This is a genomic window from Mesorhizobium sp. WSM2240 (genome assembly GCF_040438645.1).
GTDB lineage: Bacteria > Pseudomonadota > Alphaproteobacteria > Rhizobiales > Rhizobiaceae > Allomesorhizobium.
Genome location: NZ_CP159256.1, coordinates 303737 through 316595 on the forward strand (window position 1 = coordinate 303737; position 12859 = coordinate 316595).

The following is a 12859-nucleotide window of genomic DNA, read 5'->3' on the forward strand; positions in this document are numbered from 1 at the left end:
TTATTGGCCTACGGCTGCGATCATCTGGTCGACGATCGCCGGCGCGCCGAAGACGAGACCGATGCCAAGCACCACGGCGCCGGCGGTGAACCATGAGAGACGTCCCGCGAATGCTAGAAAGCCGAGCGCGATGACGGCGATGATCGCGAGCAACCGCCCGAAGGGCCCGGTGATGAAATCCACGATCATCTGCACAGCCGTCTCCAGTGGCGCGAACGGACCCGAGGACTGCGCGAAGGCCGGCTCTGCCAGCACGAGGCAGATGAACGTGACCGCGGCGAACACGCTTGCCAGCGATGTGGGTCTTGCGGCGAGGCAATAAGGAAGATTGTTCATGTTGGTCTCCGGCTAGAAATGCATGACCCCGCCGACCCACTGCCGGCGCTGACGTGAGGTGATAACTCCGCTGACATTCGAAGCCGGCTGCTCGTCGTCGACGAAGGCGTCGCGCGCGCCAGCCATTGGCTTGGCTCCGTCCATCCCAATCTGGAAATTGACGACCTTCGCCACATAGCCGACGGTCTCCTTGAACGGTGGAATCCCGCCATGTTCGCGTACACGCCCTTCGCCGGCGTTGTATGCGGCAGCCACAAGAAGCGGATTGCGGAACTCCTCGATGAGTTCACGCAGGTACCGGACGCCGCCATCAACATTTGCCGCAGGGTCGCAGATGTCGGCCACACCAAACCGTTCGGCCGTTTCGGGCGTCAGCTGCATCGGCCCGCGTGCACCCTTGGGCGAATTGCGCAACCGGTCGAGTCGGCTCTCCGCGCTGGCGATCGCCAGCGCGAGACCCACATCGACCTTGTGGCGTTGTGCGGCTTCTAAGATCAGACGTGTGATTTCCTCGGGCGTCGCCGGTGATGGCCCGCATTCGGGAGAGTCGTGCGAAGCGCTCTCCAGAAAAAAACTATCAGAATAGTATTGTCCAGGCGCCGGCCACTCGTCGCCGCCAGGCGTTGGAGACGGCTCTGTGTTGATTTTGCCGACCTGGTCCTCTGCAGGAACAATCCGGCCAGATTCTGCGAGGGCATAGTCGCGCTGAGGTTTTGCCCAGCGCGCCTCGTGGACGGCATCGGCCGAGATGGCATCACCCTGATTTGCGTCGCCATTGACAGGCAGAAAGGCTTTGGCAGCCGAGCGTTCAGCCAGTTCGGACGAATGCGCGGCGCCTGGTGCGATAGCGCCTATGCTCGTCAGAATTGTCGCCGCAAACAGCGGTGCGATCGATCGGATGAAGGGCTGTGTCGCCATAGGGTCGCATCCAGAGCCTGGTAACCACGGACGTCGAAATGGTTAGGCGAGTCAAAAAACAATGTCAAATAGGTAGTTATTTTTTCTTGCAATCGCAATCGAGTCGGACCAATCTCGGCAAGTGAGAAGCTGGAGCGACTGCGAATGAAACGTGCGGCCGGGTATATTTTGGCGGTTTGCGCCTGCCTGCCGTCGCTGGCTGCAGAACCCGTAAACGAGGCCTACATCCGGTCGTTAGCAGCGCCGGGCAAGACGGTCCTTGTCATCGAGTATTATGACGGCCAGGGAGAAATCACGGAGCGGAAGGGCTTTGCATCCGCCTCGGGGTTTCGCGCGATCTCGGCGACCGATTTCCGGGTCGACAGCAGTTTGACGCTTCACCTCTACGGCATCGAGCCGTGCAAGGGCAACATGGTCAATCGCAAGGAAGGCTTTGCGGGAAGCTGCAACGATTACGCCCGGCAAAACCTCGAAACGCTGCTTCAATCTCCCCGCGTGATCTATTGCCGCGCCTTCGTCAGCAAGAACGACGCGCAGGCCCAGGACGCAACCTGCTACGGCTATTACCATTATCCCGGCACCCTCGACAGCGTCGATATGTTCGAGGAGGAACTGGTCTCTGTCGGCAGCCACAGGATCGCGAAACGGCCGGATGGGACCCCCGCGCGCGCAGATCTGCAAGAGGCTGAAAAGATCGGCCGACTTGGCTACGGGATGTGGGCCGATCCGAGGTTCGCGGGGCAATGAGACGCCTTGCCCTTCTTCCGTTGCTGGCCATCGCCGCCGCACCAGCGAGCGCCGCGGAAGGATATTTCGACCTACAACCCGGTGTGACGCTCGAAAGCGGCGACAGCTGGATCGACGGAGGCACACGCTTGCGGCTCTATGGTGTACAGGCGTGTCTTCGCGGAACGTTTTACACCGACAGGTTCGGCTTCCGCCGTGACTGTGGAGAAGCCTCGCTTGCCGTTCTTGCCGCCTATGTCGCTGACGCGAAACCCCGATGCGCGCGCATCGCACGATCGCGCGACACGGTCCTTGTCTCCTGCTTCGTGGTTATCGGGTCTGATAGGCTGGACCTTGCCAGTCTGATGATCTCATCCGGCTTCGCGTTCGCCTCACTCGACGCAAATGGTCTGCCGTATCACCCAGCCTATGCCGTCGTGGAACAGACCGCGCGGGAAAAGGGCGCCGGCCTTTGGCAGTTCGACGATGTCCAGCATCCCGCGATCCTGCTTGGCCAGTCTGCTGGCCAAAGGAGGACTGCGCCATGACGATGCCGGTTATCCGACCTGGCCTGGCAGTCCTGCTCGCAACCGCCCTGCCCGGTTTGGCTCATTCGGCCGATATGGCGGCCGACTCTGGAAAAGCTATCGCCTACCGCACGTCAAAAGCAAATACCGGCATCCCTTCGACTGTTTCCGGGCGTGTTTCGGTCATCGATGGGCGGACGCTCTGGTTTCCCCATGCCGGTCATATGGTCCGGCTCGCCTCGCTCGATGCGTGCGAGTTGCCGCAATGGTCCTACGATCCAAGGCGGTACGGAGAGACCATGATCCCCAAGCCGGTACCCTGCGGTCCTTTGGCGAAAGCGTGGCTCAAACGGATCGCCGGCAGCGCCACCGTGAAATGCGCCGTCCAATTCCGCGACGGCGATAGCCAGCTTGTCGGGCGCTGCACCGCCGGCCGACGTGATCTTGCACTCGAGATGCTGCGCGTCGGCTGGGCCCGTATCGAACCCGCCTCCCCTGCCCCGTCAGAGTATCAACATTGGCAGCGCTACGCGATGAGCGCCCGGCATGGCATGTGGGCAACGTACGTCCTCGACATGGACGAATGGCGCGCGAAGGCGATCGACCGGACGCTGGCGCGCCGGCCGATCGCGGATTTCAACCTGCTTGCTGAGCGCGAGAGCGAGATTTCGCCGCCGTTCGAAGACGCCCGAAAGCGTCCGCGGCGGACGGACCGATAGCCTCACCGTTGGAGACCTTCGATGTGTCTTGCGAAGCTGACCACAATCGCGACTGTGCTTTTCGCCGCAACGTGGTGTTCCACCATCGATCGTGCTCATGCAAGCGAATGGGGTTGCGAGGTGCTTCTGTGCGCCTCGTCTTCGAACCCGTCGTGGCGCGGGGTACCGGCCTGCCACCCGCCCATGTATCGGCTGATCTCGGCGATGGGAGATTGGAATTTTTCCTGGCCCACCTGCCCCGAGGCGGGCACCGGAAAACCGGGCCACGAAGCTTATGACGAATGTCCCGGGGGCTGGAGTGTCGGCCACAGTGACAGCGATCACAATGGACGAGGCGAACCCAATCTCTGCACGCAGACCAGAACCACGTGCGGCGGCCGTGTCCGGGATGATTGCCAGCGAACGGTTTCGATGCCGCGCCCTCTGCGAAAAAATCCCTACTACTTCGACATCACACACGCGGACGGGATCACCACCCGTCACTGGTTCAACCTTAGAAAGTGATCCCAAATGGCAGTATCGGCCGAAAGCATTGTAGTCGGTGTGGTAGGAGCACTCGTTGGAGCTTTGGCGACGGCAGCGGTCATAGCCACCACAGGGGACAAACGGGTGATCTCGTCTGATGCCGCCAACGCGGAAACGAGACTGGCGGAGATCAAGGCTGCCATCGCGACCGATCCATCGCTGTGCCAGGCATCCGGCATTGAGATACCGTCGGCTGAGGAAGCGCAGGCGGCTTTCCGAAAGGCCAAGGGCGAAACGTTTCCGGACGTGCAACTCACTCTGGGGCAGTGCGACGAGGACACCATCGGCCCCGGCGCTGTCTGTATGTCCCGGGTCTTGTGGGGACCTACCGCAGACCCTGCTGAAAGGCTGGTCGGATTTTCGAAATCGCCAGACGGATGGGTGGCTATCCTATACTGAAGGCTCCAGCGCAATTCTGTGGTCAATGCGCCCTCAGGAAGTCCCTCAACTCCGTCCTGAAATCCTTGACGCTTGCCCCGAGCGCGGCGGTCTCATCGGGGTTGAGTTCCATGGTCCGCGCGATAGTCGCGGCCATCAGGTAAAGGACTTTCTGTTCAGCCTCTCGAGCGTCAGCGGGCTTCCGGTGGATGAGGCGCCGCCGCGACCATCTCTCCAGAGGTCGAGTAACCCAAAGACCCAGCCCCGCTGCCATGCTGCGGACGGTCCAGCTACTGGAGGAAGCCTCGTTCCGTGCAAGGCCGGCGACGACCGCGCGCCAGCGCCGGTGCCGCTCGATGCAACGAGCCATGGCAGTAGAGCCAGACACATCTTTGGCGCGATCCAACATGATGTCTCTCCGTTTCGAGAGCCGACAGCCCATGCGAGCTTCGACTGTTCTGACTGGACTCCAAGCTCCGCACCATCTTCCAGCGCAGTGACGGACCACCGTTGGATTTCAGCAGGATTCCGGTTCCTCGAGCGAATAGCCAGCTGATCTCACCGTGCGGATCAAGTCGCCCTTCGACACGCGCGTCAGGGAGCTTCGTAGTCGACTGATATGCATATCGACCGTGCGGGGGCTGACATGCACTCCCTTTGGCCAAGCCGAGGCAATGAGTTCGTTGCGACTGAAAACGCGGCCCGGATTCTTAATCAGATGGCGCAGCAGCCTGAACTCGATCGGTCCCAGATGAATCTCTTTGCCGTCGCGGTGCACACGATAGGTTTCTAGGCTCATTTCGAGGTCACCCAAGACCAGAGGCTTCCTGCCCTCTTGGCTGGTATAGCCGGGCCGCACTCCTGATCGTCGCGCGCGCAGGGAAAGCAGCAGCCTTGCGGGCGCTATCGGCCGGACAAAGCTCTCATCGACACCGAGCTTCAAGAGCTCCACATGCTGCTGTTCCGCTCCAGGTCCTAAAAGTGCGATAGACAAGATATTCCGCATCGCAGCATCGTCCTTCAACTGCCGGTATGTATCTGCGGCAAAGGAAGAGTCGGCGCGGCAATCCAGAATGATTGCGAAAATGTTTTCGCCTGAGAACCTGGCGCGCTCGTCAGCGCCATCCATCAGTGCCGTGCGGAAGTCGTCCGCTCGTAGAATGTGGTCGAGCATCAGATAAAAATCCAGATCTTGCGACGCAATCAGGATCAATGGTCTAACCTTGGCCGGCGTGTCATCCCGGTGCCGCCCCTCGCCTTTGCTGTCGTCTATCACCGCATCGCCCTAAGCCTCGGCAAGCAGGTCATCCCTCGCCAGGAGCCGCCCGGCACCGCGGCGCCAGTGCTTTGCTCGGTCCCTGGGGCAGTTCTGCACCGCCTTCGTGCGAACTTCCCCGCCCGGGCCTTGGTAAAGGGCCTCCTTAACCCCAAGTTTTTTCCGCATAGCCGTGAGAATGCGTTTCGACACCTCAAAAGCGCCGCAGCATACGGGCCGCATCCCGTACCCATCTGCTCGGCCGAGCTCGTCGAGCTCTGCCCCTGCTTTCTGATAGATGCGTTTGAGATGCGGTTCGTAGTTTGACACCATCGTGTGGATACCGTGCGCCAAGGCCACTTCGCACAGCGCCAACAGCAGCAGGCAGAATGCATGTCCCGCTTCGGTGCCGGGATGATCGCGTTGCAGTAGCGCCTCATCAACGCACATCCGGGTACCTTCCCAAATGCCCGGAGCTACGAGATCAACACGGTCAGGAAATGTCCGGCGAAACACATCGTAAAGCAGTGTTGGGCCTGTGGTTGGCAGAAGCCGGATTGCGCCATAGACCACCCTAGCCTCGCGATCGACCCAAAGCAGATAAGCCGGTCCCAGCTCGTCATAGGAATCGCGCTCCCACTCCCCGCGAACCGAAACATCCCAGCCGAGCTTGTCGTAAAAGACTTTCTTCCGAAGCCGGAACATCTGGTCGAGCAGATGGCTTTGCAGCCGATATTCATGTGCCTGTATTACGATGATCATGGCAGCCCCTTTTGACGCTGTGATGCGCAAAAGGGTGACTCAGAACCTGGAGTCTGAATATTTCCCCATATGGGCTTGCCCAGAGAGGCACGCCCATATGGGGGTAGTTCTTAATCGGAAATGAGCCGCAGCGAAGTTGCCTTGGCGACGGCCTGCGCATTGCTCGTGCAATCAAGTTTGTAGCGCGCTGACTTCAAATAGGCCTTCGTGGTGTGGTGCGAGATCCCGATAATCTGAGCGATGGCCTTGTAGTCCTTGCCGCGCGCTGTCCAGGTCAGAACCTCGCGCTCGCGCGCGGTGAGCCGCGGCGGTTCGGTGTCGCCGTAGATTTCTCTCAGCGCGATCTGGTGAATAACATGTGCAACCTCGATCAGCATGGCCTGGTTGGCCTGGATGAATTCACGCCAATCTTCCCCACTGAACGTGGCGTTGACAGAAAACAGCGCTCTGCGCCCGAGCCGGTCAATCACTGGAATAGTATAACCGGAAGTGCCGAGACCATGCTCCTCGGCGTCCCGCATCATCGGCAGCGCTTCTGGGGTCACGCTCACTTCGGACCAGTCAAACGGAAGAACGCGCTCCAATCCGGCTCTGACAATCGGGTCAACTTTGACGTAACTTCCCAGCAGATACCTTGAAACCCAGGCGGCCGGATATGTGGTTCGCACGAATGGGGAATCGACGTTGCCGGTCGGCGTATTCGCAAGATGGTAGACGGCGTGCACATTGAATGCATTCCGAACGACCTCGACGGCAGTGGCCGTATCGGTGGCAGTGCGAAGAGTATCAAGAATCGCTGAAGACATTCCCCATCTACCCCTTCGAAAGACAGGAATTCAGCTCCTGCTTGTGCTCCGGCAATTGATTGGAGATGGTCTTCATCCGGCCCCGTGATAGATGCGCTAAGGGGATTTCCCTAGTCACCTTATAGCAGGCTTCGGCTCGTCGGGAAGGCTGTCCCGGCTCTAGCGTCGGGCCGCGATGTGCAGAAAAAACGGCCTAGCAAACGGTTCGTTACGGAAACGACATATTTTTTGCCGGATCGACACAAAAGCTTCACATATCCAGTCTCCGGACGGCCCGGACCCGGCGGTTGTCCCTCCCCAGTGCACAGCTCTGCCGGACGAAAGTTGTTGGGGCCGGCAACCTTCCTGCACTCTAAATCTCAACTAATGCGAGTGTATCGGGACGGGCGCGACCGCCGCATGATGAAAAATATCAGCATGTAGGGAACGGCGTTTGCGCCAAATGCAAGAAACCGACAGGCTCTCCCGATCACCTGCGCAGGTGAAAGGAGAATATGAATGGTCGATCGGTTATAGTCGCTGCGCTGTTTTGCGAGTGCATTTGTGCCCGCCCAAGTGTGCGACTCCAGTTATTACCCTTGTGTGCCTGTTGCGAGTGATGTCACTGCGCTGGCGGCAGTGGGATGCGCCGGGGCATACGTGCAAGGTCCAGCGATCGTGATTGGAAAGTGACATCGACCGATTAGACGGGGGTGGCGACGTCACAGGTTGCGATAGATGACTATGGCGGAAGGCCATCTGTTACGTGCGGTGAAAACCGAGTAGACGCCGCGGTTGAATTGGCCTCCCAGCCCACCGAGAGCAGGCTTTGTCGCGTGCTCTAGCCGTGCAACGAGCGCGCGGCTGTTCCTAAGCAAGATCCTCAAGCGCTGACCGTCTTCAAGGGGGAGCACCGTCGCCTAGTTTCGAGAACACTCGGCACCAGAAGCGATAATCGCCTTCGCGGCCGTCGAAATGGGCTGTCAATGCGCACCAAGCGGCGGCAGTCGCCGCGCTCGATCCATAAATATCAAGCGCGGCCAAGGCCGCAGCCTCGGGATCGGCCAGCTCCCAGACCGTTAGATTGCTATTGCCTGCGTCACCGGCGCACAATGCGTCGAAGTGAATTTTTGCCACGCTAAAACCTCCCGCGGTCAGGTCCGGCGCGGGCGGCTGCGCACCGCAAGGCCGGACGTTGGGAACTCACGAGAGGTGAGCCACGATCCGTGGGCGTTACGCCCAGGATATTGTCGTGTCGTCCCTGGCCATCGAGCGGCTTTGTGTCGGCGGGATTGGAGACGTCCCGCCGCGCAAGTTGCACGTAAATCAATACTTGCAAAACATTACTTGGAAAACAATCGATCTCGCAACGCGTGACCCTAGAAATCCGGAGTGATGATTTCGTTGGGCTCTCAAGCTAAAGCCGAGGACTTCTGCCAGGCCGCATCGGACCAGAGCTGCGGGCCGCAGCAGACTAGGTAAACGGAATGGAGTCAGCCGAGTCGTCCTCCGTAGCCCAAGGGAGGAAGGAGAAACGCTAGGCTCCCAATTTTGCGCGAGGGATCGTCATCGGATGGCGGAGACAGCGGAACGGCGACTCCGCGAGCGCAACAATAGCGTGATACGACTGATCGTGTTCGACGGGCGGCATGTCCATATGGAAACGACCGTTCTGGGTCCGGAATTGCGGTCCCGCTGGATGTCAGCTGTCGGGAAGGCACGTCGGCTGAGGAACGTCGGCTCACGGGAAGTCGCCACCCTTCGGCGCAAGATCGGACTAGAAAAGACCGCGACCACCGTTCCAGCCGACCGCCTGTGAATTGTGAGCTCTTTCGGTTCCGGAGAGTGAAACCCGCTCCAGATAGCTGAGCGGGTCAGGCTGCGAGCCGCTGGCTATCACTTCGATACGGGCGATCGCACGCTCCCGCGAATCCTTAAGGTGGCTTTCAAGCGCCTTTGCCGCGTCCTTGACATGCCCCGCCTTCAGCCGGTCGAGCACTTGCAGATGTTCGGGGAGAAACGGCTCCGTCTCGAACAGCCGCGAGGTCCAGCGGTAGAGGAACCGATGCGCGATCAGTAGCGACTGATGAAGCGTGATCGCCTGCATCAGAGTCGGGTTGCCGCAGTAGCCGAGCAACACAACATGAAGGTCGTGCTCCCGGTGGTCGAGCGTCGTACCGGTCACATTGGAAGCATGCGCGATTGCCTCGAGGAGATTGTCTCGCACTTCCTCAAGAACGGGTTTTGGAATGTTCGGCGCGGCCTTGATCAGCGCGACCGGCTCTAGCAGCCAGCGCAACTCATAAAGTTCTCCGACGTGAACGGGCGTCAGGCCCGGCGCGAACCAGCGTGAGCGGTCGTCCTTCTGCACCACGCCACGTTGCTGGAGGCGCCCGATCACGTCGCGGGCGACGGTCCGGCTCACCCTGTAGTGGCGAGCGAGTTCGGCCTCGTTCACGCGCCAGGAGGCAAATGATATCCGCGCGATGATCTCGCTTTCCACGTCGCCATAGATCCGCTCCCAGCTCGGCATCGAAACCAGTTTGCGATCCGCAGTTTCGCCCTTTTCGTCATGCCAGGATTCGGTGCTTGTTGCCTTGCGATCGCTCTTGACCGCATATCCCCTAGGCGTGGCCTTTTCGACCAGCCCTGCCTCAACGAGTTCCGTGAGGGCGCGCCGGACCGGCGCCCGGCTGATCCCAAAACGCGCGGCGAGCGAAGTCTCCGTCAGCGGCACCCCGACGGGCAGCGTTCCGTGGTCGATCTGGCCGGCAAGTATCCTGAACAGGCGCTGGTAAAGCCGCGGGGACGAACCGGCTACGGGTTCCGTTTCGCTGTCGCGAGCGGCGGCTCTTCTCACCATTTAATGCTCCCTTGCCGAATCTCCTCAGGACAATGGCCGGCGGCCGACTGCACCGCAACGTGATCGACGACGTTCTTTAAACTTGCCAAGCGGCTGAGAGGATGTCTAGTGTACACACAGTACCGTCTAATATAGACAAGGACGCCAGCTGCGAAGGAGCACGCCCATGGGGAGCCGCCTTGCGGGCAAACGCGCGTTCGTGACGGGTGCAGGCCAGGGCATAGGCCGCGCCGTCACACTTGCGTTCGCGGAGGAAGGCGCCTTGGTGGTCGCGGCGAGCAGAACGTTCGCCAAGATGGACGACCTCCCGGGGTTGTCAGGCCGCATCCACCCGCTCGCGCTGGACGTGACGGATGCCGCGGCCGTCAGAAAGGCGGCGGAAAATGCCGGCAGGATCGACATCCTCTTCAACTGCGCCGGATGGGTCCACAACGGCACGATACTCGATACGGACCAGGACGACTGGTCCAGGAGCTTCGATCAGAACGTCACCTCGATGTTTCACACGATCCGCGCTGTGCTTCCCGACATGCTGGAGCGCGGTTCAGGCTCGATCGTGAATGTCGCGTCCGTTGCCTCCAGCATCACCGGCGTGGCGAACCGGGCCGCATACGGCGCCAGCAAGGCGGCAGTCATCGGGCTGACGAAGGCGGTAGCGCGCGACTTCATCACGAGCGGGGTGCGCTGCAATGCGCTTTGCCCAGGCACCACTGCCTCGCCCTCGCTGGAGGAGCGTATCGGGGCGACGGCTGACCCTGAGAAAACACGGCGGTTGTTTATCGAGAGGCAGCCGATGGGCCGGCTTGGCAAACCCGAGGAGATTGCGGCGGCGGCTATCTATCTCGCCAGCGACGAGTCAGCCTTTACGACGGGAACCGTCATGGCGGTGGACGGAGGCCAGACGCTGTGAGCCACCCTGCGCCGAACTTGACGGAAGATGCAGTCGTTCGGGCAATGAGCGGCCCGACCGAGGCCTTCTGCAGGTCCGCGCTGTTGGCCGCAGGCGCCGACGAGCCGACTGCGGACGCGGCGACGAAGGCAATGATGCACGGCTCGCTGCTTGGCGTGGACAGCCACGGCGTGCGGCTGCTCGACCACTACGTGCGCGTCATCGGAGGCGGGCGCGTCAACCCGCGTCCGTCAGTGCGCATTTCGCACGGGTTCGGCGCCGTCGCATCGCTCGACGCCGACGACGGCCACGGCGCGCTCGGCGCCTATCGCGGGATGGAACACGCAATCGGGTTGGCCAGAAAGTTCGGCGTCGGCGCCGTCTCTATCTGCAATTCCTCGCATTTCGGAGCCGCCGGCGCCTTCGCGATGGAAGCGGCAGATTCGGGCCTGATCGGCCTTGCATTCTGCAACTCCGACAGTTTCGTGCGGTTGCACGGTGGCGCTGCCCGTTTCCACGGCACCAACCCGATTGCCTGCGCAGTGCCGGTCGCGGGAGATCGCCCCTGGCTCCTCGACCTGGCGACGAGCGCGATCCCCTACAACCGAGTCAAACTCTATGCTTCGCTTCGCCAGCGCCTGCCGGGCGGCATTGCTTCGGCGGCGGACGGTTTCGACACGGACGATCCCGAACGTGTGAAGATGCTGGCGCCGCTCGGCGGCGAATTCGGCTTCAAGGGCGCCGGCCTTGCCGGACTAGCGGAAATTTTTAGCGCAGTGCTTTCGGGCATGAAGCTCAGCGCCGAGCTGCTACCAATGAGCGGCCTCGACATCTCCACACCCCGCAAGCTCGGCGCATTCATGATGGCTCTGAGGCCCGAAGCCTTCGTAGACCGCGCGAGATTCGACGACGGCATGCATCGCTATCTCGAAATGCTGCGAAACTCACCCGCGCGCGCGGGTGAGAAGGTGATGGCGCCCGGCGACCGCGAATGGGCGCAGGCGGAGCGCCGCGCGCGCGACGGCATTCCCATCGACCCCGAAACCGAGGAGGCATTTCGTCGGCTGGCGCATCGGTACGGCCTGGCGCTGCCATTTTTAAGGGGTCGGGCGCCAGCCGGAAAGGACGACAATAATTCAACAAGGAGGAGAACATGACAGGAATGAAAGCTTTGAACGGCCTCACCACCGCGCTCGCCCTCGGCATCGTCTGCAGCACGCCGGCCGTCGCGCAGGAGAACACACTGCGCTTCAACCATGTCCTGGGGCCGACGGAGCCTTATCACGAAGGCTTCATGGATTGGGCGAAACGCGTGGAGGATCGCACCAACGGCGGGCTCAAGATCGAAGTCTTCCATAGCGCGCAGCTCGGCGTCGAGGAGGACATCATCGAGCAGATTCGCCAAGGCGCCAATATCGGGCAGAACACGGATTCGGCCAGGCTCGGCAATTACATTCCCGGCATCGCGGTGATGAACGGTCCCTACTTCGCGAATTCGCTGGAGGAAGTGTGGAAACTCACCGATTCTCCGACGATCAAGACGTGGCAGGAGGAGCTGGCGACGCAGCATGGTCTCAAGGTCGTCTGCTTCGATTGGGTGCAGGGATTACGGCATTTCTTCACGAACAAGCCGGTCCGCGCGCCAGAGGATCTTTCAGGCATGCGCATCCGAACACCGCCTGCACCGATCTGGCAGGAGTCGATTCGGGCGCTGGGCGCGGCGCCCGTCGCGATGGCTTTCGGCGACATGTATCCCGCCCTCCAGCAGCAGGCGATCGACGGCGTCGAGCTCGTCTATGCCAACATTCCGGCCGGTCGTTTCTACGAGGTGCTGAAATACGCAAACGAAACTGGCCATATCCTGCTTATCAACTTTCAGGTGGTCTCCTCGCAGTGGTTCGACAACCTTCCGGCCGAGCACCAGACGGCACTCACCGAGGAATGCAGGACGGCCGGCCGCGAAACCTCCCAGAAGATCGCGACGATCAATGACCAGATCAAAGCCGATCTGCGGAGCAAGGGCATGGAAGTCGTCACGGACATCGACCTCGACGCCTTCCGCAAGGCAGGCGAGAAGGCCTACGAAGCGCTAGGCATCACCGATGCAAAGAAGGCGCTCGATGCGGAGATGGGGCGTTAGAGCGATGCATACGGCCCGCAACGGCCGTCCGCGTCT

The 12859-nt window shown here is 61.0% G+C and carries 14 protein-coding genes; 7 read left to right on the top strand and 7 right to left on the bottom strand.

Annotated elements, in window-relative coordinates; all coding sequences use genetic code 11:
• Both ABVK50_RS31145 and ABVK50_RS31150 read right to left on the bottom strand, forming a co-directional pair.
• Positions 1-336 (bottom strand): TrbC/VirB2 family protein, encoded by a 336-nt coding sequence (locus ABVK50_RS31145; RefSeq protein ID WP_353646788.1) that lies wholly within the window; start codon positions 334-336, stop codon positions 1-3.
• A gap of 12 nt (positions 337-348) precedes the next feature.
• On the bottom strand, positions 349-1254 hold the full coding sequence (locus ABVK50_RS31150; RefSeq protein WP_353646789.1) for a lytic transglycosylase domain-containing protein: 906 nt from the start codon (positions 1252-1254) through the stop codon (positions 349-351).
• Positions 1255-1398: 144 nt separating this feature from the next.
• Here ABVK50_RS31150 and ABVK50_RS31155 point away from each other — a divergent pair, with 144 nt between their 5' ends.
• The 4 genes from ABVK50_RS31155 (at position 1399) to ABVK50_RS31170 (ending at position 4150) form a co-directional block, all read left to right on the top strand.
• Positions 1399-2001, top strand: a complete 603-nt coding sequence (locus ABVK50_RS31155) for a hypothetical protein (RefSeq protein ID WP_353646790.1) — start codon at positions 1399-1401, stop codon at positions 1999-2001.
• Positions 1998-2528 (top strand): thermonuclease family protein, encoded by a 531-nt coding sequence (locus ABVK50_RS31160; protein WP_353646791.1) that lies wholly within the window; start codon positions 1998-2000, stop codon positions 2526-2528. The genes ABVK50_RS31155 and ABVK50_RS31160 overlap by 4 nt, the downstream gene beginning before the upstream one ends.
• Positions 2525-3226, top strand: a complete 702-nt coding sequence (locus ABVK50_RS31165) for a thermonuclease family protein (RefSeq protein ID WP_353646792.1) — start codon at positions 2525-2527, stop codon at positions 3224-3226. The genes ABVK50_RS31160 and ABVK50_RS31165 overlap by 4 nt, the downstream gene beginning before the upstream one ends.
• A gap of 510 nt (positions 3227-3736) precedes the next feature.
• On the top strand, positions 3737-4150 hold the full coding sequence (locus ABVK50_RS31170) for a hypothetical protein (RefSeq protein ID WP_353646793.1): 414 nt from the start codon (positions 3737-3739) through the stop codon (positions 4148-4150).
• Between the two features lie 496 nt (positions 4151-4646).
• Here ABVK50_RS31170 and ABVK50_RS31175 read toward each other — a convergent pair whose 3' ends face one another.
• The 5 genes from ABVK50_RS31175 to ABVK50_RS31195 all read right to left on the bottom strand — a co-directional run bounded on the left by ABVK50_RS31175 (position 4647) and on the right by ABVK50_RS31195 (position 9794).
• Positions 4647-5405, bottom strand: a complete 759-nt coding sequence (locus ABVK50_RS31175) for a response regulator transcription factor (protein ID WP_353646794.1) — start codon at positions 5403-5405, stop codon at positions 4647-4649.
• Positions 5406-5414: 9 nt separating this feature from the next.
• Positions 5415-6146, bottom strand: coding sequence for an acyl-homoserine-lactone synthase (locus tag ABVK50_RS31180; protein ID WP_353646895.1), 732 nt, complete (start codon positions 6144-6146; stop codon positions 5415-5417).
• 110 nt (positions 6147-6256) lie between these two features.
• Complete coding sequence (locus ABVK50_RS31185) at positions 6257-6952, bottom strand: LuxR family transcriptional regulator (RefSeq protein ID WP_353646795.1); 696 nt, start codon at positions 6950-6952, stop codon at positions 6257-6259.
• Between the two features lie 879 nt (positions 6953-7831).
• The gene (locus ABVK50_RS31190; RefSeq protein ID WP_353646796.1) at positions 7832-8068 is read right to left on the bottom strand and encodes a hypothetical protein; all 237 of its coding nucleotides are present in this window, start codon (positions 8066-8068) and stop codon (positions 7832-7834) included.
• A gap of 640 nt (positions 8069-8708) precedes the next feature.
• Positions 8709-9794 carry a GntR family transcriptional regulator gene (locus tag ABVK50_RS31195; RefSeq protein ID WP_353646797.1) on the bottom strand — a complete coding sequence of 362 codons (1086 nt, stop codon included), beginning with the start codon at positions 9792-9794 and terminating at the stop codon, positions 8709-8711.
• A gap of 166 nt (positions 9795-9960) precedes the next feature.
• On the opposite strand from ABVK50_RS31195, the gene ABVK50_RS31200 reads away from it, so the two are divergent.
• The 3 genes from ABVK50_RS31200 to ABVK50_RS31210 are packed head-to-tail and all read left to right on the top strand — an operon-like array spanning position 9961 to position 12823.
• Complete coding sequence (locus ABVK50_RS31200; protein WP_353646798.1) at positions 9961-10704, top strand: SDR family oxidoreductase; 744 nt, start codon at positions 9961-9963, stop codon at positions 10702-10704.
• A gap of 44 nt (positions 10705-10748) precedes the next feature.
• Entirely contained in the window at positions 10749-11840 is a 1092-nt protein-coding gene (locus tag ABVK50_RS31205) for an Ldh family oxidoreductase (protein WP_353646799.1), read from the top strand.
• A 5-nt stretch (positions 11841-11845) separates the two neighbouring features.
• Positions 11846-12823 (top strand): C4-dicarboxylate TRAP transporter substrate-binding protein, encoded by a 978-nt coding sequence (locus tag ABVK50_RS31210; protein WP_353646896.1) that lies wholly within the window; start codon positions 11846-11848, stop codon positions 12821-12823.
• Positions 12824-12859 lie beyond the last annotated feature (36 nt).

Coding starts and splice junctions, on each gene's coding strand:
- ABVK50_RS31145 (WP_353646788.1), bottom strand. CDS start 336: ATGAACAATCTTCCTTATTGCCTCGCCGCAAGACCCACATCGCTGGCA.
- ABVK50_RS31150 (WP_353646789.1), bottom strand. CDS start 1,254: ATGGCGACACAGCCCTTCATCCGATCGATCGCACCGCTGTTTGCGGCG.
- ABVK50_RS31155 (WP_353646790.1), top strand. CDS start 1,399: ATGAAACGTGCGGCCGGGTATATTTTGGCGGTTTGCGCCTGCCTGCCG.
- ABVK50_RS31160 (WP_353646791.1), top strand. CDS start 1,998: ATGAGACGCCTTGCCCTTCTTCCGTTGCTGGCCATCGCCGCCGCACCA.
- ABVK50_RS31165 (WP_353646792.1), top strand. CDS start 2,525: ATGACGATGCCGGTTATCCGACCTGGCCTGGCAGTCCTGCTCGCAACC.
- ABVK50_RS31170 (WP_353646793.1), top strand. CDS start 3,737: ATGGCAGTATCGGCCGAAAGCATTGTAGTCGGTGTGGTAGGAGCACTC.
- ABVK50_RS31180 (WP_353646895.1), bottom strand. CDS start 6,146: ATGATCATCGTAATACAGGCACATGAATATCGGCTGCAAAGCCATCTG.
- ABVK50_RS31185 (WP_353646795.1), bottom strand. CDS start 6,952: ATGTCTTCAGCGATTCTTGATACTCTTCGCACTGCCACCGATACGGCC.
- ABVK50_RS31195 (WP_353646797.1), bottom strand. CDS start 9,794: ATGGTGAGAAGAGCCGCCGCTCGCGACAGCGAAACGGAACCCGTAGCC.
- ABVK50_RS31200 (WP_353646798.1), top strand. CDS start 9,961: ATGGGGAGCCGCCTTGCGGGCAAACGCGCGTTCGTGACGGGTGCAGGC.
- ABVK50_RS31205 (WP_353646799.1), top strand. CDS start 10,749: ATGAGCGGCCCGACCGAGGCCTTCTGCAGGTCCGCGCTGTTGGCCGCA.
- ABVK50_RS31210 (WP_353646896.1), top strand. CDS start 11,846: ATGAAAGCTTTGAACGGCCTCACCACCGCGCTCGCCCTCGGCATCGTC.